The following is a 24,881-nucleotide window of genomic DNA, read 5'->3' on the forward strand; positions in this document are numbered from 1 at the left end:
GGTCGTTTCATGCACCATCGAACATTCGGAAGCACGAAACGCCGCAGGCCGACCGCGCTTGCCGAAACCGGCCACTAAGGTGCCGGAATGATCTGGAAAGGTCCGACCCAGCGCATCGTGGACGGCGAGGCGATCACGGGCGTCTGGTGTCATGCCTGGTCGTCCCGGCCGTCCTCAACGCGCCCCGCCGTGGTGGACCTGTTCGTCTACGCGGACGGCCACATCGAGTGCGACGGTGGCATGGACCTGGACGGCCTGCGCCGCCGCCTCGCCGACGGACGCATCCGGCTCCGCGACCCCGAGCAACCGGCCACGACCGCCCCACCCCAGCGTCCCCGCTGGTCAGCGCGATACCCGGAGCCCCTGACCGAGGACGGCTTCGCCGCCGAGATCCTGGACAAGATCGCCGAGCTGAACGGCCACCCTACGAGCTCCGACCGCTGCTGGGAGGCGATCCGCCGCTGGCAGGACGAGCCGACCGAAACGAACCGCCGCCTCGTCCGGAACGCCTACCTGGCGATCCCCGCGCACAACCGCGTCTACGTCCTCGGCGACATGGACCTCCAGGACATCCCCTTGCGGCAGCTCGCCACCGACCCCGGCGAACCGGTCGGCGGCGACGGCCCGATCGCCACCGAGGAGATGTACCTGCAGGTCAAGGAGTACTTCGACGCCGGCGACCGAGGTGAGGAACACTTCCGCGCCAAGCTCGCCCTCCGCCACGCGGACGACGAGGCGACCCCCGCGCCGACCCTCACCTCGAACGAACGGGTCAACCCGTCCCAGATGGACGACGCCGTCCTCCGCAACGAGTTCCCGTGCCCCATCGCCTACCGCGGCCACACATATCGGACGGTCCTCCACGCATATTGGGCGCAGGCCGTGGCCTCCCCCGCCGACCACGACCGCATCCGCGACACAACAGACGTCCGCGACGCACAGGAGCTGGGCGGATCATGCCCCCTCCACCCCGACTGGCCCGTCCGCCGCGTCGCGATCATGGCCGAAATCCTCCGCGCCAAGTTCGCGCAACACCCCGCGATGGCCGACATCCTCCTGGCCACTGGCACCGCCCGCATCCGCTACACCGGCTACTCCGAATCCCCGTACTGGACCGAGCGGGGACCCCGCGAAGGCCGGAACTGGATGGGCCGCCTCCTCGAACTCATCCGCTCCGAACTCGCTCAGTGAGCCCGTAGCGCCGCGACGAACCAGTCGAAAACCGGCACGAGATCCGGCTGCGCGGGCCACCCGTTGATCTTCCCCAGCAGCGCCCAGTACCGCGCCGCACGCGGGTCGTTCGCCACCTCCACCCGGCGCAGCACATCACGTCGATACGCCGGCGTATCGACGACCCCGAACGTCTCCGCATACCTCCCGACCAGCTCGTCCACCATCGCCCCGCCCTCCGCGGACTCCGGCGCGACCCCGGCCTCCCGAGCCGCACCGACCCTCTCGATGATCAGCTGCGACAGCTCCCCATGCAGCTCGGCCTCCCCTTGCTCCGCCTGATACTCGGCCATCCGCCGCACCGCCGCCCGGAACTCCTCGTCCCGAACCAGACCGGCCAGCTCGATCCATGCCTCCACCTGCTCGGGCTCCGGATCGTCCGGCAGCTCCGGCATCGCCGACCGCATCATCGCCACGAACGCCGGGTTCGCCTCCAGCCCGCCGAACGTCGCATCGATGAACTCGTGAACGATCGCGTTCCGCTCCTCCGCGGACAACCGCGCCAACTCATGCATGATCTTCAACTCCTCGGGTCCTGATCCCCTGCGCGCCACCGCCCGCAACACCGCCCGCCGCAACCGCAACGTCCGGATCTGCGCGTCCAGCGCCTCCGCATGCACCGCCGCGATCTCGGCCAACGTCACGCCCCGCTCCAGCAACCGCCGAACGGTCGCCAGATCCACATCGAGCTCCCGCAACGTCCGCACCAGCTCCAACCGAGCCAGCGCCCGCACGTCATAAACCCGCTGACCAGCATGGTTCCGCCCCACAGGCGGCACCAGCCCCTCATCCGAGTAGAACCGCACCGTCTTAACCGAAACCCCGCCAAGCCGCGCCAACTCCCCAATCAAAAACCCCACTCCGTCATCCACCCCCCAACCCTCCAACCTCCCCCCACTGGAGCCGCAACCCCACTCCGAAATCTCCCCCAACGCCCAAGCCCCGCCGCAGGACGAGGCAGAACCTCGTCTGCGACAGCGGCGAACATGCCTACACCACAGGACTCGGCGCCGCGCGCCTCACACCCAGTGACACGTCGACAGGAAGTCGCTGCCTCCAGGCAGACCACGCCCATCGGCGGTCAATATGCAGGACGAGGATCGAAGGATGCGTTCGTCCATCCAGCGTTGGCGGTTTCGGTTGCCCGCCATATCGGCACTCTTGCAACGAAGCAGGCAGAAAGTCCGCGCACTCTGGCGGATAAAGTCAGGCGGGACCGGAGTCCAATTCTCGCTCGGCAATGCCCGAGGCAGCCTCGTATACCGTGAGTCCACGGAGCTAACAGCCCTTTATCCGTTGGCCGGTACAAGAGTGGCATAGGATGCCAGCGACCGGGACACCACTTTAGGACTCTAGCCGCGTCCATAGCGAGAGAGGCCCTGCCCGACTCAACTAACCTTAAGCCGCTCTTCCTGAGGACGCTGGTCGGCGACTGTCAGCGGTACGCCAATATCGCCATTTTGGCCTCACTGGCCTCTAGCGGCATCAACGACTCACCATTACTCAATTATGCCGGTCGAGGTGCGCAGTAATGAATCTCACCGAAGCGCTTTTCCGCGATCGACATGAATGCCGTCAGATCTCGCGCCGCATCTCGCCCGCTCATCACTGGCACGAAATCGATACTCAACCAGAGCGGCCTCCCTCCGCACATAAAAACCGCTATCACATAATTCGAGCGCCCGGTGGAGCCGGCACTGCTTCCGACATAAATTCTCCCCCTTCCGAGGACGAGAGGAAGCGGGCGCACTGTCTCATCCTTAGAGTCGAGGACATGATCGCCAGGTGTTCGCTCGATGGCATTGTAAGACCAGCTTACCGCCAATGGCGGCTGCCGACTTGCTGAAAACGCCAGGCACAGCCCGTGGTCCGGCTGCCGCCGCTCACCCCATGAAGGAGCTAGAGGTTCTTTAATTCCGGTCACTAGCCGGAATGCACGCTCGGGCACGAGATCACAAATATAGGGTGATGCGTCAACTACTTTCAAGGATCCAGAAGGCTGTATCGCAATGTCGCGCCTCTCGCCGCTGCAGGCAGCCAAACAGGAGGCGACCAACAATACTTGCGCGATTCTGTTCGCCTTCATTGATGCATCCAGTCAGCTTGATGGTAAGTGCGCATCGAGATCATTGCCAAAGTGGCCTGCAACTTCACTTCTCCCTTGCTCAAGGGTGGATCGAGATATCTCTTCGAAATGATCGAACCCTGCTCGGTTACGCGCCCATTCCATGAACCGCTGAAGCTCCACATGCCCTAGAGACTCAGGCGCTCTGAGTACGGAATGGCCATCGCCAGTTCCGAATGGCTCACCCCGCGCATCTGCCAAGGGAAACTTCCGGTGCTGAACCATCGAGGAGGCGATCATTTGGGAGAAGAGGCGTTGGGTGGCTTCGGTGTTGGATTTGGGGGCGAGGATGGTCGGGTCGGGGTGTTCGGCCAGGCGTTGGGTTATCCAGGTTTCGAGGGCGCCTAGGAGTTTGGGGGTTGCCTGGTCGGCTATTGCGCCTGCGGCGGGTGCCGCTTGGGCGGCTCTGCCGTAGAGGGAGGCGACTGGGATGAGGCCTACCAGTTGGTTCACGTGCTCGCGTAGCTGGGCGTTGGACTCTTCTAGGCGGTCGGTCTCTGCTTGCACTGTGCGGGTTCGTGCTTCAAGGAGGCGGCCGAACATCCAGCCTTCGCTTGGAAGGGCGTCCTCAAGGTTGCGGGTGACGTCGCCCGGTCTGGCTATGGCTGCGTCTACGGCTAGGCGGGCGTGAACGATTTCAGCTTTGAGGAGGGTGTCGTAGGCGTTGGCGTCTCGGCAGACGTCCAGGAGGACGTAGTCGAGGTCTCCGTTTTCCAGGCCGGACGTGTCGGGGGTGGTGGTGTAGTGGAGGTAGCGGTAGATGGAGTGCAGGCGGTCAATGTGGTTGGACAAGATTTGAGCCATTGCGGGACGCAAGGCCGACAGGTCGTCTGCCGAATCTTTGTCCACGGTCATCTTTTTCTGGGCCGTGTCCGGTTTGAAGTAGGTGCGCGCGTTGTCGGCCAGGGCTTTTGCAGCCTGGAGGGCGATTGCCGTTGAGGCCGGGTCCTGGCCGGAGGCGGCGGTTTGGAGGGTGGCGGCTAGGGCCTTGGCGTGGTCGGTTTTGCCCCAGTCGGGTCGGAGGTCGTGGATTAGGTAGTAGAGGTTGGATGTCTTGTTGAGGGATTCGTCCTTGGGGGCGAAGGGGCCGTGCCAGCCTGTTAGGAGGGTTTGGGCGGCGTCTCGGCCTGAGTGGGCGGCGGCCTCCAGGAGTGGGGAGAGGAGTTCGCGTTGAGGGTAGGAGCCGTGGCGGCTTATTAGGCCTGCCTGGTCGCGGACGACCTTGGTGGCGCCTGGGTCGAGGGCGTTGCCTAGGTGGAAATGGCCACTCAGGTCCGTGACTATTTCGGAGGTGTTCTTTCGCTGGGTTTTGTCGTAGGCGATCATGTCGTTGCCGACTACGCGGAAGAATGCTGGGGAGAATTTTGAGGGTCCCGATGAGGCCAATATTGTTGCTAGGGATTGGTAGCCGTCTGTGCGTGAGGTTGGCGGGGCTTCGGGAGGGAAGTGGGAGCGGCCCGCATCGCGTAGCTGGTCCAGGAAATGGTCGCCTAGGTAGGCCTTGCTTTGCGGGTCGGTTGTGGTGGCCAGGGAGCGGGCGAGGAATGTGAGTATGGTGCGGGCTTTCTTGGCGTCCGCGTTCAGGCGGGAATCGCTGACGATGTGGAGGCTTCCGTCTGCCGGCTCCAGGTTCATTTCGCCGGATAGCGGTTTGGCCAGTGCGATAGGGATGGCGAGGAGGTTGGTGGGGCCCAAGGACGCCATGAGGGATTGGGCGAAGGAAGGGGTCACGTCTTCTGGGCGGATGCGGTTGAGCTCGTCCCAAGCGGTTCGGTCACCGGCGGCTGCTCGGCGCAGGGCGTCGGCGGCGCGGGCTCCCTCTATGTGCGCTACCTGGTCGGTGTAGCGGTCTGGGAGGGTCAGGTATGTGCCGTCCGGTGTGCACATCTTCATGGCGATGTGTTCGCGGTCCAGGTCGTGCGCCAGGAGGCTGCGGCGGCGCAGGTCGGACGCGGCGTCGGTGGCCCAGGCGGCGAGGCGGCGGATCTCCAGTGCGGGGGCGGTGGAGACGCCGGCGGCGTTCAGGGTCTGCCAGAGCTGGTCGGCCAGGTCCGCGAGGGCCGGGGCGGCGCGGGTCATCTGGCGGGTCATGTGCTCGAACTCGTTCAGCTTCACGCCGCAGGTGTCGGGGCTGAGCCAGGCGTCGCCCATTAGAGGACCGGGGCGTTCGACTTGTCGCGAACCAGTTGGACGGACTTGGCGAGCTGCGCTTGGAGGCGGCGTTCGGCGTCCTCGACGCGGGACGCGAAACCACGTGCGGACGCGCCGCCGACCCAGGCGTGGTCGGCCATGGCCATGCGCGGGCCGGACAGCAGGCGCCAGTGGTCGTCCGAAAGGCGCTGCACGCGTCCGAGGAGCATCCGGAGCTCCACCGCGTCGGGTCCGGCCATCGTCACCCTCCGTCGTCGGTTGCTTGACTTTGGCATGGCGGAGTTGGGGTGAACGGGGCCGCGACTGTCTGTTTCTGGATCGTGACCCAGGGTGGGGTGGCGGATAGGGCATGCTTCGCGGAACGGGCGGGAGTTGGGGGGTTGGCGCGCGTCCGCGGTCCGGCGAATGCATGGATTCTGGTCGGTCCGAACTGCGGTACGGCTATGCCGGGCCAGAACGCATCGCCGGGGGCCGAGGCCGCTGGGCACGGGGCCGATCACGGCGTATTCCCGGGCGGGTGCGGTGGCGGCCTCGCAGGTTAGGAATTGCGCGGAGGCAGGGCGTCCTGAAGCGCGCACGGCCAGGCTTGCGTGCGTTGCCGGGCAGGCTCAGCAGTGCGCGGGCGGGCACGGCGGTTGCGAGTCGTGGGGGTCTTCGTGTCCCGGTGGGCAGGGCGGACGCGTTCGGGCGTCGCGGGGGCTGGACGTCCAGGCCGGGCTAACGGGCGCGTTTCGGAGTCGCGTGGGGCTAGGCGTGTGGGGACGCGTCCGGCAGTTGCACGGTCGAGGCGTGCGGGCGGGGAGGGCGTCCGAAGGCCTACCGGGCGGGCATGAGCGGGGCTTCGCGGCCCGCGGCGGCGGGGGGTGTGGCCTGGTCGGCGGGGATGGCGGGCGCGGGTCCCGACCTCGGGGGGATGGGTCGGGACCCGCGGTCCTGGGGGGCCGCGGTCAGCGGGTGGCGGCCTCGATGTTCTGCTGGGAGCGCTTGATGTCCTGGCTGCCCTCTTCGAGCGCGAGCGCCATCTTGTCGAAGGCGGTCTTGGCCTCGGCCCACGCGCTGCGGAAGCGGTCGGCGCCGGGGCCCCACCAGACCTCGGTGCTGCTGACGGTGCGGCCGTTCAGGTCCTTGATGAGGGCGTCGAGGTTCCGGGAGTGCTTGCTGAACATCCGGGACAGGTCTTCGAGTGCCCCGATGCTGGCGCCGCGCTTGTCACCGCTCATGCTTCGACCCTTTCGTCGCTGGTTGCGATCGCTGGACCACGCCGGGCGGTCTCCGCCGCGCCGTGGAGCGTTCTCCGGGCCCCGAAGAATATGCCCGCCAGACTACGCCCCACCGATCACAGGAAGCCAGACGCACAACGGGGTTCCCGCTCCGATTGGCACCCATTCCCACCGGCTTGCTCTGGCCGGATCCGGCCAGGGCGCTCTTCACGATCACGTATTCGCCGCATTCTGACCTCTGTTTTGACGTCCGGACGAAGCGGACGAAATGCCATTGATCAGAAGGACGGCGGGGTGAGCGTGATCGGCGGGACGATCGGGACCGGCGGTCGCAGCGTCGTGGGCGGCGTCGACGGCGAGACCGGGCTGGACGGCGTCCCGGACGGCGTGGACGGCGACGGGCTCGGCGTCGTCGGGGACGGGCTGGGGCTCGGCGTCGTGGGAGTGGGCGTCGGTTCCGGCGTCTCACTCGTCGGGCTCGGCTTGGGCGGGGACGGCTGGTCGTCCGGATCCGGGTCGTTGACGGGGTGCGCGCCGGGATCGGTGACCCGCTCGCCCACCAGGACGAGCTGCTCGCCCTTCCGGACGAACTCGAACCGGCGGCGGACGGACTGCTCGATCCGTCCGTCCCCGTAGCTGAGGTCGGTGTGCTCGGTGACGTCCAGCGTGATGCGGTCCCCGTGCCGGACGGCGCGTTCGGCGGAGAGGCGGGTCCGCGCGGCGACGTAGGCGGGGCCGCCGGGGACGGGCGCGCGGTTGCGGTTGGCCAGCTCCCGGACGGCGCGCTGCTGGTCCTCGGCGAGGTCGGGGGCGATCTTGACGCCGAGGACCTCGGTGGGCGGGCGGCGGTCCTGGCGGCGGCGCTCGACGAGCGCCTGGGAGCGGAAGTCCAGCAGGGCGCTGGCGGCGACGGTCAGCTGGCGGGTCGTGTCGGCGTCCACGGACGGCCGGCTCGGACGCGCGGAGGAGGGGACGGCGACACAGCAGGCCAGTGCGGCCGCCAGGACCGCCCGCGACCAGTGCCGAATCATGCGACTCCCTGCGAAACTCCGCGGATCCCCGCAGAAGATACACCGGTTGATCACACCTCTGGGAGACCCGTTTCGGGCATGTGGAATGAAAACCATTGCCATCGGGTTGTACGGGGCGTCCCGATGCGGGAGGTGCGAACCGCCCGTATCGCCACCGACCACCCGTCGTCCGGAGGCGATCATGAAGCAGAGCATCCACCCCGAGTACCGTCCGGTCGTGTTCCGCGACCGCAGCGCCGACTTCGCGTTCCTGACGCGCTCCACCGTCCAACCGACCCAGACCGTGGGCTGGGAGGACGGCAACACCTACCCGGTGGTGGACGTGGACGTCTCCTCGGCGAGCCACCCCTTCTACACGGGGCGCAGCCGGCTGGTCGACGCGACCGGCGCCGTCGAGAAGTTCAACCGGCGCTACAACCGCAAGTCCTGACTCTTGCTCCGAAGCCCCCGGCGACGCACCGCCGGGAGCTTCGCCATGCCCGGACCTCGGGCCTCCCCCACGCAGGACGCCGCCAGCAGCAACCACACGTCCAGCACATCGACAACGCAAGTTCCGAGGGCGACGGACGAGGGACGCTCGCATCCCACGACACAGAGCACAACGGCTGGCCGCGCGCGAGGCCTAGCGCCGCAGACGGCCCGGGCGCGAGACGTGGCGGCACGGATGGCCAGGGCTAGAGGTGCAGCGCGCGACGGATGGCTGGGGCGCGAGGCCTAGCGCCGCGGACGGCCCGGGCGCGAGGCGCAGCAGCGCGGACGGCCCGGGCACGAGATGCGGCAGCGTGGACGGCCGGGCGCGAAGCGAAGCGGCGCGGATGGCCGGGCGCGCGCGGATGGCCGGGCGCGCGCGGATGGCCGGGCGCGCGCGGATGGCCAGGCGCGCGCGGATGGCCAGGCGCGCGCGGATGGCCAGGCGCGCGCGGATGGCCAGGCGCGCGCGGATGGCCAGGCGCGCGCGGATGGCCAGGCGCGCGCGGATGGCCAGGCGCAGAGATGCAGCGCGCGACGGATGCTTGGACGCGGAGGCGTAGCGGGGTGGAAGGTCGGACGCGCGGAGGCGTAGCGGGGCGGAAAGCCAGGCGCGGAGCGTAGTGCGGCGGAGGGCCGGGCGCGGAGCGTAGTGGAGTGGAGGGCCGGGCGCGGAGGCGTCGTGGGGTGGATGGCGTGGGGCGGTGGGGTTCGGGGGGTTCTTCTTCGAGATTGGGCGGTTGGGAGGGCTGTTTCGGAGAGGTTCGACCCCTGTCGATGGCCACACTCTTTGATCGCGTCTCCCCCTGTCCGGAGGAGGGGGCTCGGCGCGCGGCACCCCGAGGTGAGTGGACGCCCACCCCACCGTCCCAGGCCATCCACCCCGTTAGTGAATACTCACCCACCCAGAGTGAGCATTCACTCACCCCTAACCCGCGAGCCTGATCGACGGCTTCGGCGGCCCGCCGGGTCCGGAGGGCGGACCTTCCGGGCAGGCCGATAAGGCGGGGCTTACGTAGGCGGGCGAACGACCCTTATCTAGACTGCGCGTGCGAGTCGAGTGAGGAGACCCACGTGCGCAAGGTCCTGATCGCCAACCGCGGGGAGATCGCGGTCCGTATTGCCCGTGCCTGCCGCGACGCCGGGTTGACCAGTGTCGCGGTGTACGCCGAGCCGGACTTGGACGCGTTGCACGTTCGGGTGGCGGACGAGGCGTACTCGTTGGGCGGCACGACCGCCGCCGAGTCCTACCTGGACATCGAGAAGCTGCTGAAGGTCGCCGCCGAGTCGGGCGCGGACGCCGTCCATCCCGGATACGGGTTCCTGGCCGAGAACGCCGACTTCGCCGCGGCCGTGGAGAACGCCGGGCTGACCTGGATCGGCCCGCCCCCGGCGGCGATCACGGCGCTCGGCGACAAAGTGCAGGCCCGGCACATCGCGCAGAAGGTCGGCGCGCCGCTGGTCGCGGGCACCAAGGACCCGGTGTCCGGCGCGGACGAGGTCGTCGCGTTCGCCGAGGAGCACGGCCTGCCGATCGCGATCAAGGCGGCGTTCGGCGGCGGCGGACGCGGCCTGAAGGTCGCCCGCAAGCTGAGCGAGGTCGCCGAGCTGTACGAGTCGGCCGTCCGCGAGGCCATCGGGGCGTTCGGACGCGGCGAGTGCTTCGTCGAGCGGTACCTGGACAAGCCGCGGCACGTCGAGACGCAGTGCCTGGCCGACAAGCACGGCAACGTGGTCGTCGTGTCCACGCGCGACTGCTCGCTGCAGCGCCGCCACCAGAAGCTCGTCGAGGAGGCCCCGGCGCCGTTCCTGTCGGACGAGCAGGTGGAGCTGCTATACACCTCGTCCAAGGCGATCCTGCGCGAGGCGGGATACGTCGGCGCCGGCACCTGCGAGTTCCTCGTCGGGCAGGACGGGACGATCTCGTTCCTTGAGGTCAACACGCGCCTCCAGGTCGAGCACCCCGTCACCGAGGAGGTCACCGGCGTCGACCTCGTCCGCGAGATGTTCCGCATCGCCGACGGCGAGGAGCTCGGCTACGGCGACCCCGAACGGCGCGGCCACTCCATCGAGTTCCGGATCAACGCAGAGGACGCGGGCCGGGGCTTCCTGCCCGCCGTCGGGACGCTGACCGACTGGCAGCCGCCGTCCGGACCCGGCGTCCGGCTCGACTCCGGCTACGTCAAGGGGCAGACCGTCCCGCAGCAGTTCGACTCGTTGATCGCCAAGCTGATCGTGACCGGCGCGACCCGCCGCCAGGCCGCCGAGCGGGCGCGTCGCGCGCTGGACGAGTTCGTCGTGGACGGCATGCCGACCGTCCTGCCGTTCCACCGGCGCGTCCTGGACGACCCGGCGTTCGTCCCGTCCGACGACGACTCCCCGTTCACCGTCCACACGCGCTGGATCGAGACCGAGTTCGACAACGACATCGAGCCGTTCGCCGCCCCGGCCGCCGCCGAGGACGAGGACGCCGACCAGACCCGCGAGACCGTCACCGTCGAGGTCGGCGGCAAGCGGATCGAGGTCACCCTCCCGTCCACGCTCGGCGTCTCCGCCGCCCCCGCCGCGAAGGCCAGCCCGGCCCGCCGCCGCGGCGGCAAGAAGGGCGGAGCCGCCGCCCAGGCGTCCGGCGACGCCCTGGTCTCCCCCATGCAGGGCACCATCGTCAAGATCGTCGCCGAGGACGGCGCGACCGTCGCCCCCGGCGACACCGTCGTCGTCCTCGAGGCCATGAAGATGGAGCAGCCCCTCACCGCCCACAAGGCCGGCACCGTCACCGGCCTCTCCTCCGCCGTCGGCCAAACCGTCTCCAGCGGCGCCGTAATCTGCGAAATCAAGGACGCCTAACACCTAACAGCCGGGTGCGCAGCGCCCCCGCGCTGCGCACCTGTCGCTCGTTGGCAGGCCCCCAATGCGCACCCGCCGCGCATTGGGGACCCCGCCACCAGCTGGGCAGCCCACTGCACCCTCGCGTCCCCCTTAGGATGCCTAACGGTCAGCTGCACAGCGCCCACAGCACACCGCGCCCGTCGCGCACCGGCGTCCCACCACCGCTGGGCCGCCTACTGCGTCCCCGCGTCCCCCCTGGACGTCTGACGGCCAGGTGCGCGCTGCGTACCGCACTGCGCGCCCGTCGCGCACAGGTGCTCGGCGGCTCGCTGCGTCCCCGCGTCCATTCCGGACGCCTGACGGCCAGGTGCGCGGTGCCCGCCGCACTGCCCGCCTCTCGCGCATTGGGAGGCCGCTACCCGCCGGGCCTCCTGGTGCGTCTCGCGTCCCCTCTGGACGCCTGACGGTCAGGTGCGCGCCGCCCACCGCACTGCGCGCCCGTCGCGCACAGGTGCCCGCCACCGGCCCGCCGGCTCGCAGCGTCCTCGCGTCCTTCCGGACGCCTTACGGCCAAGTGCGCAGCGCCCACCGCCCTGCCCGCCTCTCGCGCATTGGGAGGCCGCCCCCGCCGGGCCTCCTGGTGCGTCTCGCGTCCCCCTCTGGACGCCTGACGGCCAGGTGCGCGCGGCGCACCGCACTGCGCGCCCGTCGCGCACAGGTGCCCGCCACCGGATCGGCGGCTCGCTGCGGCCTCGCGTCCATTCCGAACGCCGGACGGCCAGGTGCTCGGTGCCCGCCGCACTGCACGCTTGTCGCGCACAGAGGGTCGGCTACCGGCTCGGCGGCCCGCCTCTCACGAAATGGGAGGCCGCCACCAGCTCGGCCGCCTACCGCGTCTTCGCGCGCCCCTTTGGACGCCTGACGGTGACGGCCAGGTGGGGGCGCCCACTGCGCTGCGCGCCCGTCGCGCGCTGGGAGTCCGACATCGGCTTGGCGGCGTACTGCCTGCTCGCAACCCTTTGGTCACCTGACGGCTAGGTGCGCAGCGCCCACTGCGCTGCGCGCCCGGCGCGCACTGGGGCCCGCCACCCGCTCGATGGCCCACTGCGCCCTCGTATCCCCATCTGGCCGCGCGACGACGGCCAGGTGCGCAGCGCCTGTCCCACATGGGACCCGCCACCCGCTCGCTGCGTCCTCGCGTCCCCTCTGGATGCCTGATGGCCAGGTGCGCACCGGCTCACGCGCTGCGCGCCCGCCGCCGAGCAGGCCCGCCACAGGCTCGGCGGCGGGCTGTGTCCTAGCGTCCCCTCTGGACGCCTGTTGGTCAGGTGCGCGGCGGGTCACCGCACAGCGCGCCCGCCGCGCATGAGGCCAGGCCGCCACCTGCTTGGCGGCCAGCTGCCTCCTTGCGTCCCTATGACGTCTGGCGGTCAGGTGCGCGGCCTCACCGCGCAGCGCCCCGCGCCGCAGGGGGCCGCCGACTGCTGGGCCGCCTGTTGCGTCCTCGTGTCCCGCATGGACGTCTGGCGGTCAGGTGCGGGGCGCCTGCAGCGTTGTGCGCTCGTCGCGTACTGGGGCCGGGCCGCCAGCGGCTCGGCCCATTGCGTCCTTGGATGTCTTACGGCCAGGTGCGCCAGGCCCCCTGCGCGGTGCGCTCGTCGCGGGAGGGGGCTGCCAACGGCTGGGCGGGCGCTGCGTGCTCGCGTTCCGGTTTGGATGCTCGGCGGCTGCGACGCGCTTCCGCACCGCATCGGATGTGGGTGGACGCGGTGACTTTGCGCGACGGCGGGGGGTGGGAGGGGGCAGTTCTGGGGGTTGGTTGGCGGCGGGTAAGGATAGGGGGAAGTAAGCGAAGGTTAGGGACTTGCTTACCTTGTGCGGGTGGGGCGCTTACTCTGGGCGGGGTGGGGTTCGGGGAGTGGGCGGTCGGGGGGCTGTGATTAAGGTCTCGGTTGTTCGGAGTCGGTTGCGGGGCGGGGCGGAACGTCTGCGGGGCTGAGCTCGTCTTATCCAGCAAGGAGGCAGACTGAGAATCATGAGATCCGATAACAGGCCACGGCGTACGGCCAGGCGTGGTGTATTCGCGGCGGGGGTCGCCGTACTGACCGTCCTGCTGGTGAGTCTGTGGGGGGCGGGGGCCCGGGCGGACGACTCGGTGAGCCAGATCGCCAAGGGGCTGTCGGGCTCTCGCGTCTACGTGGACAGCAGCGTGGCCTCGCAGGTCTCGCCGTCCGACGTGGCGGAGATGAACGCGGCTCTCAGCAAGAACTCCAAGGCGGACATCCGCGTCGTCGTCACCGACAGCAACAACTCGCAGTCGGCGACCGTCCGGATGCTGCGCAGCGTCGCCCAGCGGGTGGACAAGGGCAAGGTCTACGTCGCCATCGGCGCGGACGGCCAGCACATGCTCCCGCTCGCCAAGAAGGGCTCGTACCTGTCCCCGAAGGACGCCAACAAGCTGGTCAGCCAGGTGTCCGGTGAGCCGCTGAAGCAGCGGGTGATCGACTTCTCCGACAAGGCCGAGAAGAAGGCCGCGGACAAGGAGAAGTCCGGCACCGTCGGCATGTTCGTGGTGCTGGGCGTGCTGGTCCTGGTCGTCGCGGGCGCGGTCGCCGCGTTCGTGGTCGTGCGCAAGCGCCGCCGGACGCGCCAGGAGAAGCAGATGGCGGAGCTCAAGCGCGGCGTCGAGGAGGACGTGACCAAGCTCGGCGAGGACATCGCGGCCCTCGACCTCAACGTCATGGACCCGGGCGTGAACGCCGAGGCGAAGTCCGAGTACGAGCAGGCGATGAACTCCTACGACGCGGCCAAGGCCGCCACGGAGAACGCCCGGCGGCCCGAGGACATGCAGCCCGTCACCACCGCGCTGGAGGACGGCCGCTTCCACATGATCGCGTGCCGCGCGCTGCTGGACGGCCGGCCCGTGCCCGAGCGGCGCGCGCCCTGCTTCTTCAACCCGCAGCACGGACCGTCCGTCCAGGACGTCATGTGGGCGCCGGTCGGCGGCGCGCCGCGCTCGGTCCCGGCCTGCGCGGCGGACGCCCAGGCCGTGCTGAGCGGCGGGCAGCCCGACGTCCGCATGGTCCCCTACGGCGACGGACGCCGTCCCTACTGGGACGCGGGACCGGCCTACGCGCCCTACGCGGGCGGCTACTACCAGTCCTACGGCGGCATGGACCTGCTGTCCGGGATGATGATCGGCACCATGCTCGGCTCGATGATGGGCGGCGGCTGGGGCGGCCACCACGACATGATGGGCGGCGGTGGCGACGGCGGAGGGTTCGGCGGCGACTCCGGTGACGCCGGCGGCGGCTGGGACTTCGGCTCCGGCGACTTCGGCGGTGGCGGCGACTGGGGCGGCGGAGGCGACTGGTAAGCCCAAGCCCAGCGCATAGCGTCACCGCAGGCCCGGCCCGCGTCCACGATCCAGGGGACGCGGGCCGGGCCCGTTCATGCCCGCCCCTCCCCGCACGCCGCGTCCGGCCCGTGGGGGTGCTGGGGGCTCGGAGGTGGGCACATAGTCTTCGTCGGAAGGAATGGGACGGGGATGGGACGTCTGCCGGGAGATCCCGGGCCGCTGAGGCAGGTGCGGTACGCGCTGGGGTTCCGGTTGCCGTCCGACAACCGGGACTGGGTGTGGCACGACCTCACGGACGCGGGATGGCGGACGCGGCTGGTGGTCCGGCATCTCGTGCTGATGATCCCGATATGTCTTGCGCTGGGGCTGCTGCCCGGGCCGCTGTGGCTGCGCGGCGCGGTGGCCCTGCTGGCGCTGCTGACCAGCACCTTCACCGTCGTCGTCAGCGCGGAGGATCTACGCCGCTCACGCCTCCACCGGCATGGCTTCGATCCGCCGCCGGGCGAGCGCCAGCACTGAGGACGGCGATGCCCCGGGCGAGTGGTGGCGCTTAGGCCGGCGGCGCCCTGCCGGAGCGGTAGTACTGAGGTCGGCGACGAGGGCGTCCCGCCGCCGGCCGTTGCTGTTAGAAGGCGTGTTCGGACATGAGGCGGCGGGACGCCTCCGTAATGGAGCCCGACAGGGACGGGTAGACGGCGAAGGTGTGGGCCACCTGGTCGACCGTGAGGTGCTGCTGGACGGCCAGGGAGACGCCCAGGATCAGTTCGGACGCGCGCGGCGCGACGATGACGCCGCCCAGGACGATCCCGGTGGACGGGCGGCAGAAGAGCTTGACGAAGCCGTCCTCGAAGCCCTGCATCTTGGCGCGCGCGTTGGTGAACAGCGGCAGCATGACCGTCCGCGCGTTGACCTCGCCGGTGTCGACCATGTGCTGGGTGACGCCGACGGACGCGACCTCGGGGTCGGTGAAGATGTTGGACGAGACCCAGCCGAGCTTGAGCGGCTGGACGGCCTCGCCGAGGGCGTGCCACATGGCGATGCGGCCCTGCATGCCGGCGACCGAGGCGAGCATGAGGACGCCGGTGCAGTCGCCCGAGGCGTAGATGTGCGGGACGGACGTCCGGGACACCTTGTCCACGACGACGAAGCCGCGGCTGTCCAGGGCGACCCCGACGTCCTCAAGCCCGATCCCGGACGTGTTGGGGATCATGCCGACGGTCATCAGGCAGTGCGAGCCCTCGACCTTCGTGCCGTCCTCCAGGGTGACGGTGACGCCGTCGCCGGTGCGCTCGGCGCCGGCGGCGCGGGAGCGGGACATGACGCGCATGCCGCGGCGGAGGAAGACCTCCTGCAGGACGGACGCGGCGTCGGCGTCCTCGGTCGGCAGGATGCGGTCGCGCGAGGAGACCAGGGTGACCTTGGAGCCGAGCGACAGGTAGGCGCCGGCCAGCTCGGCGCCGGTCACGCCGGACCCGACGACGATCAGGTGCTCGGGACGTTCCGGCAGGTCGTAGAGCTGGCGCCAGGTGAGGATGCGCTCGCCGTCCGGCTCGGCGCTGGGCAGCACGCGCGGGGTCGCGCCGGTGGCGATCAGGATGATGTCGGCGTTGATCCGCCGGTCGCCGACCGCGACGACGTGCGGCTCGACCAGCCGCGCCTCGCCCCGGACGATCTTGACCTCCTCGTAGGCGAGCCGCTCGGCGACGTCGAACGACTGCGCGCGGGCGAGGTCTTTGACGCGCTTGTTCACCGTGGCGAGGTCGACCTCCAGGCCGCCGACGATGCCGTCCGGGCCGCCGCTGAACCGCAGGCCCAGCGCGGACGACTCGCCCATCACCGCCATCCGGGTGGACGTCGCGATCAGCGTCTTGGACGGGACGCAGTCGGACAGCACGCACGCGCCGCCCGGCCCGTCGCGCTCCACCACGGTCACGTCCGCGCCGAGCTGCGCGGCGACGAGCGCGGCCTCGTAGCCGCCCGGGCCTCCTCCGATGATCACAATGCGCGTCACGTCCCCCATTCTTCTGCACTCTCCCCGGTGCTCGGACCCCGCCCGGGTATGGAGGGGCGTACGCTTGGCCGACGTGGCACTGTACGCGGCGTACGCCTCCAACATGGACCCCGAGCAGATGGCGGCCCGGGCCCCGCACTCCCCGATGCGCGGGACGGGGTGGCTGTCCGGCTGGCGACTGACCTTCGGCGGGCAGGACAAGGGCTGGGACGGCGCGCTCGCCACCGTCGTCGAGGACCGCTCCGACCAGGTGTTCGTCGTCCTGTACGACGTGCCGGACTGGGACGAGCAGGAGCTCGACGGGTGGGAGGGCGCGGCCCTCGGCGTCTACCGCAAGATCCGCATCCGGGTGCAGACCCTCGACGGCGACGCGCTGGCGTGGATCTACGTCCTGGACGACTACGAGGGCGGCCTGCCGTCCGCGCGGTACCTCGGCATCCTCGCCGACGCCGCCGAGAAGGCCGGCGCGCCCGACGACTACGTCAAGGCCCTGCGCGAACGCCCCTGCAAATCCATAGGCGACTGACCCGCAGCCGCACGAACGGCCTCAGCGGCAGCGCGGACGGTCCCCAGCGGCGACGCGGACGCCTCCGAAGGGGCGGCACGGACGGCCCCCAAGGGCGGCGCGGGCGGGCCGCCAGGGCGGTGCGGGCGGGTGCGGGCGGCGGCGCGGGCGGGTGCGGGCGGCGGCGCGGGCGGGTGCGGGCGGCGGCGCGGGTGGGGGTTGGCCTGCGGGTTGATCGCGGCCGGTAGTGTCGGAGCGTGAGCAACGACGCTTTTGAGGTGGCCGAGGCCGCCGCGCGCGAGATCCGGCGGAAGAGCGGTTTCGACGGGTTCGACGTGGCCCTGGTGATGGGGTCGGGGTGGGTTCCGGCCGCGGACGAGCTGGGCGAGCCCGCCGCGGAGATCCCGGTGACGGAGCTGTCCGGGTTCAGCGCGCCCGGGGTGGCCGGGCACGCGGGGCGGATCCGGATCGTGGAGGTCGGCGGGCGGCGCTGCCTGGTGTTCCTCGGCCGCACGCACCTGTACGAGGGACGCGGCGTCGAGCCCGTCGTGCACGGCGTCCGGACGGCGCTGGCCGCAGGGGTCAGGACGGTCGTCCTGACGAACGCGGCGGGTGGGCTGCGGCCCGAGACGCAGTCGGTCGGCGACCCGGTGCTGATCTCCGACCACCTCAACCTGACCGGCGCGAACCCGCTGACCGGCGCGACGTTCCTGGACATGACCGAGGCGTACTCCAAGCGGCTGCGGGACCTGGCGAAGGCCGCCGACCCGACGCTCGCCGAGGGCGTCTACGCGGCGTTCCGCGGCCCGACATACGAGACGCCGGCCGAGATCCGGATGCTACGGACGATGGGCGCCGACATGATCGGCATGTCGACCGTCCTGGAGACGATCGCGGCACGCGAGGGCGGTGCGGAGGTCCTCGGGATCTCCCTGGTCACCAACATCGCGGCCGGGCTCAGCGACCAGCTCCTCGACCACCAGGAGGTGCTCGCCGCCGGACGCGCCGCCGCGTCCCGGATGGGCCGCCTCCTCGCGGACGTCCTGAGCAAGGCATGACCGGCCGGCACGAAGACCCGACCGGCCCCGACGCGTCCGGCGCGGAGGGGGCCGGGCAAGGGGCCGACACGACCGGCCCGGACGCGTCCGGGCCGCATGCGCATGCGGAGAGGGCGTCCGCGGTGCACGGCGGGTTGCGCGAGCAGGCCGAGAGCTGGCTTGAGCAGGATCCAGACCCGGAGACTCGGGCCGAGCTGGAGCCCCTTCTGGACGACGAGGACGCGCTGAGCGACCGGTTCGGGGCGCGGCTGGAGTTCGGCACGGCCGGGCTGCGCGGCGAGCTGGGCGCCGGCCCGAACCGGATGAACCGGGTGACCGTGATGCGCGCCGCCGCCGGGCTGGCGGCGCGGCTGCCCGCCGGGTCCGGCGTGGTGATCGGGTTCGACGCGCGGCACAACTCGCGCCGGTTCGCCGAGGACACCGCGGCCGTCGTCACCGGCGCGGGCCTGCGCGCCTGGCTGATGCCGGAGCCGCTGCCGACACCGGTGCTGGCGTTCGCCGTCCAGCACCTGGGCGCGGCGGCCGGGGTGATGGTCACCGCCAGCCACAACCCGCCGCGCGACAACGGCTACAAGGTCTACTGGTCGGACGGCGCGCAGATCGTCCCGCCGGTGGACCAGGAGATCTCCGACGCCATCAACGCGGTCGGGCGGGTCGACGAGCTTCCCCTCGGCACGGGCTGGACGGTGCTCGGCGACGAGATCGTCCAGGCGTACCTGGACGCGCTGGGCACGCTGCCCGTCGCGGACGCGGGCGGGGTCAAGGTCGCGTACACGCCGATGCACGGGGTCGGACGGGACGTCCTGCTGCGGGCGTTCGAGCGGGCCGGGATCCCCGAGCCCGCCGTCGTCGCCGAGCAGGCCGAGCCCGACCCGGACTTCCCGACCGTCGCGTTCCCGAACCCGGAGGAACCGGGCGCGATGGACCTCGTCCTCGCCCTGGCCGCCCGCAGCGGCGCCGACCTGGTGATCGCGAACGACCCGGACGCGGACCGCTGCGCCCTGGCCGTCCCCAGCCGGGACGGCGGCTGGCGGGCGCTGACCGGCGACGAGGTCGGCGGGCTGCTCGCCGAGCACGTGCTGCGGCACACCTCCGGCGACGACCGGCTCGTGGTCACCACGATCGTGTCGTCCTCGCTGCTGGGCGCGATCGCCCGCGCGCACGGCGTCCGGTCCGCCGAGACCCTCACCGGCTTCAAGTGGATCATGAAGGCGGAGGGCCGGCTCGTCTTCGGCTACGAGGAGGCGCTCGGCTACAGCGTCGGCGGCGAGGACGGCGTGGTCGTGCACGACAAGGACGGCATCGGCGCCGCGCTGGCCGCGACCGCCCTGACCGCCGAGGCCCGCCGCGCCGGGAAGTCCCTGCTCGACCTCCTGGACGACCAGGCGCGCAGGTACGGACTGCACGCGACGTCCCAGTTGTCGATCCGGGTGGACGACCTGTCGCTGATCACCGACGCGATGGCCCGGCTGCGCGCCGAACCGCCCAAGGAGCTGGCCGGACGTCCCGTGGAGGCGTTCGACGACCTCGCCCAGGGCGCGGACGGCCTGCCCCCGACCGACGGCCTCCGGTTCCGGCTCGGCGACGCGCGCGTGGTCGTCCGGCCGTCCGGCACCGAGCCGAAGCTCAAGTGCTACCTGGAGGTCGTCCACCCCGTAGAGGACGACGTGGACGAGGCTCGTGCGCGCGCGGCAGCCGACCTCCGGGCCCTCCGGGAGTCCCTGGCAGCCCTCCTGACCTGACGCGCGCCGCCTACGGGACATACAGGCCGCCCCTACGGGACATACAGAAGCAGCCCCCGCCCAAACGGACGGGGCCTGCTCGCGTCAGCCTCGCTCAGGTGAGGCTGGCGATGACCAGAAGGATCAGGGGGACGACCAGGGACGCGATGGCCACAGGAGACCAGGTCACGGTGCCGGTGGTGGCGTCCTCGGAGGTCTTCGGGCGCTCGCGCTCGGCGATCTCGTTGAGCTGCTCGACGGCGAACGTGGCCGGGGAACGTCCCTTCAGGGCGGTCGCGGCGCCCTTGGGGAGGCGGGCGGCCTCGCGCTGGGCGCGCGCCTCCGAGCGGGCCGCGGCGCGCGGGGAGGTCTGCAGGATCCACGCCCGCATCGCGCGCGCCTTGCCGCCTGCCTGCGCGAACGTCAGGACGATCGCGTCCCGCGCCTCGATCTTGGTGACCGCCCGCCACGGCGCGCGGATGTCGCGCAGCGGGTTGCGGACGGTGACCCCCGCCTCGTCCGCGACGATCGCCGGCCGCAGGCCCAGCACGTACGCGATGCCGCAGCCGACCAGCAGCAGGCTGCCCATCACCGCGCCGGTGGTGTCCCGGGTCGGCTTCCCGGTCAGCCCGAACGCCAGGTCCAGCAGGTTCAGCACGGTGAAGGCCACCCAGGCCCAGGCCGCGATCCGCGCGATGGGCGACCGGACGGTGTAGAGCGGGGTCATGGCACAGATCATGCCACCGGGACCCCCGTGCTCACGCCGTCCGCCGCCCGCGCGCCCGGATCACGGGCTCAGGGCTTGGGGCCGCGCCACTTCAGCTGGGCGAAACCGGGCTTGATCACGCCGTTGATCAGCTCCAGCCGCTCCGGGAAGGGGATGAAGGCCGACTTCATGGCGTTGACGGTGAACCACTGGAGGTCGTCCCAGCCGTACCCGAAGGCGTCCACGAGCTTGGCGAACTCCCGGGACACCGACGTCCCGCTCATCAGCCGGTTGTCGGTGTTGACCGTGATGCGGAAGTTCAGCTGGCGCAGCAGCCCGATCGGGTGCTCGGCGATGGACTTGGCCGCGCCGGTCTGGATGTTGGACGTCGGGCACATCTCCAGCGGGATCCGCTTGTCCCGGACGTAGGCGGCGAGCCGCCCCAGCTCGGGCACCTGGTCGGCGGCGGCCTCGATGTCGTCGATGATCCGGACGCCGTGCCCGAGCCGGTCGGCGCCGCACCACTGGATCGCCTGCCAGATCGACGGGAGCCCGAAGCCCTCGCCCGCGTGGATGGTGAAGTGCGCGTTCTCGCGCTGGAGGTACTCGAAGGCGTCCAGGTGGCGGGTGGGCGGGTAGCCCGCCTCCGCCCCGGCGATGTCGAAGCCGACGACGCCGGCGTCCCGGTAGCGGACGGCCAGCTCGGCGATCTCCATGGAGCGCGCCTGGTGCCGCATGGCCGTGACCAGCGTCCCGACGCGGATGCCGTGCTCGCGCCCGCCGCGCTCGAACCCCTCCAGGACGGCCTCGACGACCTGCTCCAGGCTGAGGCCGGTCTCGGTGTGCAGTTCCGGCGCGTACCGGACCTCGGCGTACACGACGCCGTCGTTGGCCAGGTCCTCGGCGCATTCGTAGGCCACCCGGGTGAGCGCCTCGGCCGACTGCATCACCCCGACGGTGTGCGAGAAGGTCTCCAGGTACCGTTCGAGCGACCCCGAGTTGGCCGCCTCGGCGAACCAGGTCCCCAGGTTCGCGGGGTCGGTGCTGGGCAGGTCGTCGTAGCCGCCCTCGCGCGCGAGATCGACGATGGTCTCCGGCCGCAGACCCCCGTCCAGGTGGTCGTGCAGCAACACCTTCGGTGCGCGCCTGATGTCCTCGAGAGTCAGACGTTCGTTCATCTCCGCACGATACCCCCACAGCCCCGCCGGAAGCGCTGCCACCAGCGCTTGGACGCGTCCACAGGCGGCTGCCGGACGCGACACCCGCCACACCGCGCCCACCAGCAGGACGCGTCACCTGGCAGGCCGGACCCGCCCCAGGACGCGTCACCTGGCGGACCGGACGCGTCGCATGAGGCGTCCGCAGGCAGGGGAACGAGGCGTCCGTAGGCAGGGGAAAAGCCCCGGCGCGCGGTGCGCCGGGGCCTTTCGGAAGGGGGTCAGCCGGTGATGTTGCTCGTCAGCGGCAGGGTGATGTCGCTCTGGCCGAGGTTGACCTGGACCTTGGTGCCCGCCGGGTAGCGGAGCGTGTAGGCGTGGTCGGTGGCGACGATCATCACACCGATGCGGTGCCCGGCCTTGAAGACGTAGTCCTCCGGGACGAGGTTCCAGGAGAAGTCGTAGGACTTGCCCGGCGTCACCGGGGACTGGTACCAGATCGACTTGCGGTTGCGGATGTCCGTCCAGCCGCGGGTGACGATCTTGTAGGGGGTCGTCGCGAAGCTGTACTTGCGGACGGCGCGGCAGCCCTGGTCGGTCGGGATGGAGTCGCCGTAGCACCACCGGTCCTGCGTGGAGGCGAAGCCGGACGGGCGGGTGTCGGTGCCGTAGTCGACCAGGACGGCCGACAGGTACGGCGACCGGCCGTCCACCGACGCGCGGACCTTGATGTTCGCGGTGCCGGAGAACTTCACCGGCTGCTTCAGCGCCGGGGTGACGTAGAGCAGGCGGTTCGGGTCGGCCTTGGCCTCGTCGGTGACCAGGTCCTCGGCGGTGCGGGCCGGGGCGTCCACGAAGCCCGCCTTGCCCTTGCCGTGCTTGCCGAGCACGCCGGACGCGCCGTCCGCGCCGGTGGCGAAGCCCAGCGAGACCGGACGCGCGGACGGCGACGGCCACTCGCGGTAGGTCTCCCAGGTGCCCGGAGTGCGCTCGATGTCCACCTTCGGCTGGCGCATGATGTCGTTCTTCACGCCGTACAGCTCGTGCGCGAACCACAGGTTCAGGGCGTCGAGCCACGCCGTCTGGCGGACGTCCAGCGGGTCGTCGTGCGCGGCCTGGTGCAGCCAGAGCTTGCGGTTGAGGTCCGTCTTCCTCAGCGAGTTCCAGAGCAGCGACATCTCGGACGGCTTGACGTTCCAGTCCGCCAGGCCGCCGGTCATGAAGACGCTGGCCTTGAAGTCCTTGACCTTCTTGGAGAAGTTCCGGACGTCCCAGGTGGCGTTGTAGTCGCCGGTGACCCGGTCCATCTTCTTCTCGATGTCGTGGATCTCCGGCGCGCAGACCTGCGGGTTCTTCCGCGACAGGACGGCCTTGGCGTGCAGATCGAGGTCCTCGCCCTCGTACCCGTCGGGGGCGACGACGCCGCCGTTGGCGCGGTAGTAGTCGTACCAGTTCGCCACGCCGGAGACGGACACGACCGTCTTCAGGCCCGCGACGCCGGTCCCGGCGGTCGCGAGCGGCAGCGTCCCGTCGTAGGACTTGCCGGCCATCGCGACGTTGCCGGTGGACCAGCCCGCCTTGATCTCGTTACCGGACGCGTCGTACGCCTTGGCCTTGCCGGTCAGCCAGAGGATGACCTTCTTCATGCCGTTGACCTCGTTGGGGCCGATGGCCGTGGGGCAGCCGTCGGAGTTCCCGGTGCCGAGGGTGTCGGCGGCGAGCACGGCGTAGCCGCGCGAGACGAAGTAGTTGTCGTAGTACATCCGCGCGTAGCTGGTCGGCGCGGGCGGCTCGGTCGGCGGCGTCCACGGCGAGAGCCGCGGGTAGTCGGTGACGTCGGCCGGGTGGTACGGCGGGTCCTGGAGACCGGCGTAGTACGGGCTGCCCTCGATGATCGAGGCGACCTTGAGGCCGCCGTCGGTCTCCTTGGGACGGGTGACGAAGACCGCGACGCGGTCCTTCTTGCCGTCGTTGTCGCTGTCCACGTCGGTCTCGACGTAGACCTGCTGCCGGATCGCGTCCTGGAACGAGAACGTCGGCTGGGTGCGGCCGTCCTTGACGGTCACGTGCGGGCGTTCGGGCGCCGCCGCCGCGGGCAGCGCCCCGGCCACCAGGCCGGACGCCGCGGCGACCGCCGCGACGGGGACGAAACGGGTCAGGCGCAACTGAGCTCCTCATGGGGGGTGTGACGTGCGAGAAGCCTGCTGTCCGCTATCGCCCCGCGTCAACGGTGATATTCGCCAAAGGCGGGATGAGTACTGGTACTCATGCGCCCGTCCGGTCCGGCGGCGATGATCGGACCATGCCCCGGCTCCGGATCGGCCACGCCTCCGCCGCTCGCGCCTCCACCGAAACGCCACCGTCCCGCCCTCCGGGCCCCGTCGATACGCCACCGTCTCGTCCCCCGGGCCCCGTCGATACGCCACCGTCTCGTCCACCTTCCGATGGCGCGGTGCTGTTCGGTGGCGCGGAGCCGCGGAAGCACGTCGCCGCCCTGCTCGGCGGGCTGGCGGTCGCGTCCGTGCTGGACGTCGCCCTCGCCTACCCGGTCTGGAACTGGAAGCTCGCCGAGGGCGCCCGCGACTACCCGGACTCGATTCCCGCCCCGCCCGGCTTCTCCCTCCTGATCTGGTGCTTCGCCGCCCAGGGAGCCGTCGCCGTCGTGTTCGGGCTGGCGGCGCTCGTCCCCTCGCTGCCCCGCCGGATCCGGGTCGCGGGCCTCGGTGTCCTGCTCGGCTGGGCCCTGGTGACGGCGGTATCCGGAGGCTGGCTCACGGGACTCCAACCACGCCTGTACGAACCGGCACAGGACGCTGACTCCTGGGCGAACATCACCACAGCGACTCCCGCGGCCGAGCTGCGCACCCAGATCCAGGCGACGCTCGACCGCGCCATCGGGCTCGTCCCGGAACCGATGTCGTACAAGAGCGACGTCCACGACTGGGGAGGCGGCGTCTACGGCGCGTCCGCCGTCGCCCACCCGCTCAGCGGTGGCACGGACGCCCTGCAACGCACCTGGGCGCGCGCCCTGGCCCGCCTCTACAAGCGCGTCGGCTCAACCCACGAGGGCCGGACCGACGCCCGCTTCAAGGTCTCCCCCGACATCTGCGTGGACGTTGCCGACCTCGGCCCCGACGGCGTCCGCGTAACCGTAAGAACCCCCCACATCCGCGACCTCGCCCACTAACCCCACCCCCTCACAAGCGCGAACCCACCAGCCCCTCACCCCCGCGAGACCATTCCACCGAGCGCAGACCCATGCACCTTCGCAAGAAGGTCTCACTGGGCACAGACCCCATCACCAATGCGAA

The 24,881-nt window shown here is 70.7% G+C and carries 18 protein-coding genes; 9 read left to right on the forward strand and 9 right to left on the reverse strand.

Going from position 1 to position 24,881, the window contains the following annotated elements; all coding sequences use genetic code 11:
• Positions 1–87 precede the first annotated feature (87 nt).
• The gene (locus FHU30_RS03800; RefSeq protein WP_253871480.1) at positions 88–1,191 is read left to right on the forward strand and encodes an NADAR family protein; all 1,104 of its coding nucleotides are present in this window, start codon (positions 88–90) and stop codon (positions 1,189–1,191) included.
• Here FHU30_RS03800 and FHU30_RS03805 read toward each other — a convergent pair.
• From FHU30_RS03805 to FHU30_RS03825, 5 genes are all read right to left on the reverse strand, one after another.
• Complete coding sequence (locus tag FHU30_RS03805; RefSeq protein WP_253871482.1) at positions 1,185–2,102, reverse strand: helix-turn-helix domain-containing protein; 918 nt, start codon at positions 2,100–2,102, stop codon at positions 1,185–1,187. The two genes, FHU30_RS03800 and FHU30_RS03805, sit on opposite strands and share 7 nt — an antisense overlap.
• 1,226 nt (positions 2,103–3,328) lie before the next feature.
• Positions 3,329–5,470, reverse strand: coding sequence for a hypothetical protein (locus FHU30_RS03810; protein ID WP_253871484.1), 2,142 nt, complete (start codon positions 5,468–5,470; stop codon positions 3,329–3,331).
• Between the two features lie 35 nt (positions 5,471–5,505).
• The gene (locus FHU30_RS03815; RefSeq protein ID WP_253871486.1) at positions 5,506–5,745 is read right to left on the reverse strand and encodes a hypothetical protein; all 240 of its coding nucleotides are present in this window, start codon (positions 5,743–5,745) and stop codon (positions 5,506–5,508) included.
• Between the two features lie 708 nt (positions 5,746–6,453).
• Positions 6,454–6,726, reverse strand: a complete 273-nt coding sequence (locus FHU30_RS03820) for a WXG100 family type VII secretion target (protein WP_117361367.1) — start codon at positions 6,724–6,726, stop codon at positions 6,454–6,456.
• A gap of 278 nt (positions 6,727–7,004) precedes the next feature.
• Entirely contained in the window at positions 7,005–7,757 is a 753-nt protein-coding gene (locus FHU30_RS03825; protein WP_253871488.1) for a hypothetical protein, read from the reverse strand.
• Between the two features lie 181 nt (positions 7,758–7,938).
• On the opposite strand from FHU30_RS03825, the gene FHU30_RS03830 reads away from it, so the two are divergent.
• From FHU30_RS03830 to FHU30_RS03845, 4 genes are all read left to right on the forward strand, one after another.
• Complete coding sequence (locus FHU30_RS03830) at positions 7,939–8,187, forward strand: type B 50S ribosomal protein L31 (RefSeq protein WP_253871490.1); 249 nt, start codon at positions 7,939–7,941, stop codon at positions 8,185–8,187.
• 1,112 nt (positions 8,188–9,299) lie between these two features.
• The gene (locus FHU30_RS03835) at positions 9,300–11,072 is read left to right on the forward strand and encodes an acetyl/propionyl/methylcrotonyl-CoA carboxylase subunit alpha (RefSeq protein ID WP_253871492.1); all 1,773 of its coding nucleotides are present in this window, start codon (positions 9,300–9,302) and stop codon (positions 11,070–11,072) included.
• 2,098 nt (positions 11,073–13,170) lie between these two features.
• Positions 13,171–14,430 carry a hypothetical protein gene (locus FHU30_RS03840; RefSeq protein ID WP_253871494.1) on the forward strand — a complete coding sequence of 420 codons (1,260 nt, stop codon included), beginning with the start codon at positions 13,171–13,173 and terminating at the stop codon, positions 14,428–14,430.
• A 171-nt stretch (positions 14,431–14,601) separates the two neighbouring features.
• Positions 14,602–14,931 carry a DUF5313 family protein gene (locus tag FHU30_RS03845; protein ID WP_253871496.1) on the forward strand — a complete coding sequence of 110 codons (330 nt, stop codon included), beginning with the start codon at positions 14,602–14,604 and terminating at the stop codon, positions 14,929–14,931.
• A 106-nt stretch (positions 14,932–15,037) separates the two neighbouring features.
• Here the strand turns inward: FHU30_RS03845 and FHU30_RS03850 are convergent, their stop codons facing one another.
• Positions 15,038–16,423, reverse strand: a complete 1,386-nt coding sequence (locus tag FHU30_RS03850) for an NAD(P)H-quinone dehydrogenase (RefSeq protein ID WP_253871497.1) — start codon at positions 16,421–16,423, stop codon at positions 15,038–15,040.
• 73 nt (positions 16,424–16,496) lie between these two features.
• On the opposite strand from FHU30_RS03850, the gene FHU30_RS03855 reads away from it, so the two are divergent.
• From FHU30_RS03855 to FHU30_RS03865, 3 genes are all read left to right on the forward strand, one after another.
• A complete protein-coding gene (locus FHU30_RS03855) occupies positions 16,497–16,949 on the forward strand; it encodes a gamma-glutamylcyclotransferase family protein (RefSeq protein ID WP_253871915.1) in 453 nt (150 codons plus the stop codon).
• Between the two features lie 236 nt (positions 16,950–17,185).
• Entirely contained in the window at positions 17,186–17,986 is an 801-nt protein-coding gene (locus tag FHU30_RS03860; protein WP_253871499.1) for a purine-nucleoside phosphorylase, read from the forward strand.
• Positions 17,983–19,728 (forward strand): phospho-sugar mutase, encoded by a 1,746-nt coding sequence (locus FHU30_RS03865; protein WP_253871501.1) that lies wholly within the window; start codon positions 17,983–17,985, stop codon positions 19,726–19,728. The genes FHU30_RS03860 and FHU30_RS03865 overlap by 4 nt, the downstream gene beginning before the upstream one ends.
• 94 nt (positions 19,729–19,822) lie before the next feature.
• Here FHU30_RS03865 and FHU30_RS03870 read toward each other — a convergent pair whose 3' ends face one another.
• The 3 genes from FHU30_RS03870 to FHU30_RS03880 form a co-directional block, all read right to left on the reverse strand.
• Positions 19,823–20,434, reverse strand: coding sequence for a PH domain-containing protein (locus tag FHU30_RS03870; RefSeq protein ID WP_253871503.1), 612 nt, complete (start codon positions 20,432–20,434; stop codon positions 19,823–19,825).
• Positions 20,435–20,502: 68 nt separating this feature from the next.
• On the reverse strand, positions 20,503–21,591 hold the full coding sequence (locus FHU30_RS03875) for an adenosine deaminase (RefSeq protein WP_253871505.1): 1,089 nt from the start codon (positions 21,589–21,591) through the stop codon (positions 20,503–20,505).
• Between the two features lie 260 nt (positions 21,592–21,851).
• On the reverse strand, positions 21,852–23,735 hold the full coding sequence (locus FHU30_RS03880; RefSeq protein ID WP_253871507.1) for a Xaa-Pro dipeptidyl-peptidase: 1,884 nt from the start codon (positions 23,733–23,735) through the stop codon (positions 21,852–21,854).
• A gap of 287 nt (positions 23,736–24,022) precedes the next feature.
• On the opposite strand from FHU30_RS03880, the gene FHU30_RS03885 reads away from it, so the two are divergent.
• On the forward strand, positions 24,023–24,757 hold the full coding sequence (locus FHU30_RS03885; RefSeq protein WP_253871509.1) for a hypothetical protein: 735 nt from the start codon (positions 24,023–24,025) through the stop codon (positions 24,755–24,757).
• The last annotated feature ends 124 nt before the right edge of the window (positions 24,758–24,881 follow it).

Origin of the sequence: Actinomadura rupiterrae, from assembly GCF_024172125.1 — a bacterium.
GTDB classification, from domain to species: domain Bacteria; phylum Actinomycetota; class Actinomycetes; order Streptosporangiales; family Streptosporangiaceae; genus Spirillospora; species Spirillospora rupiterrae.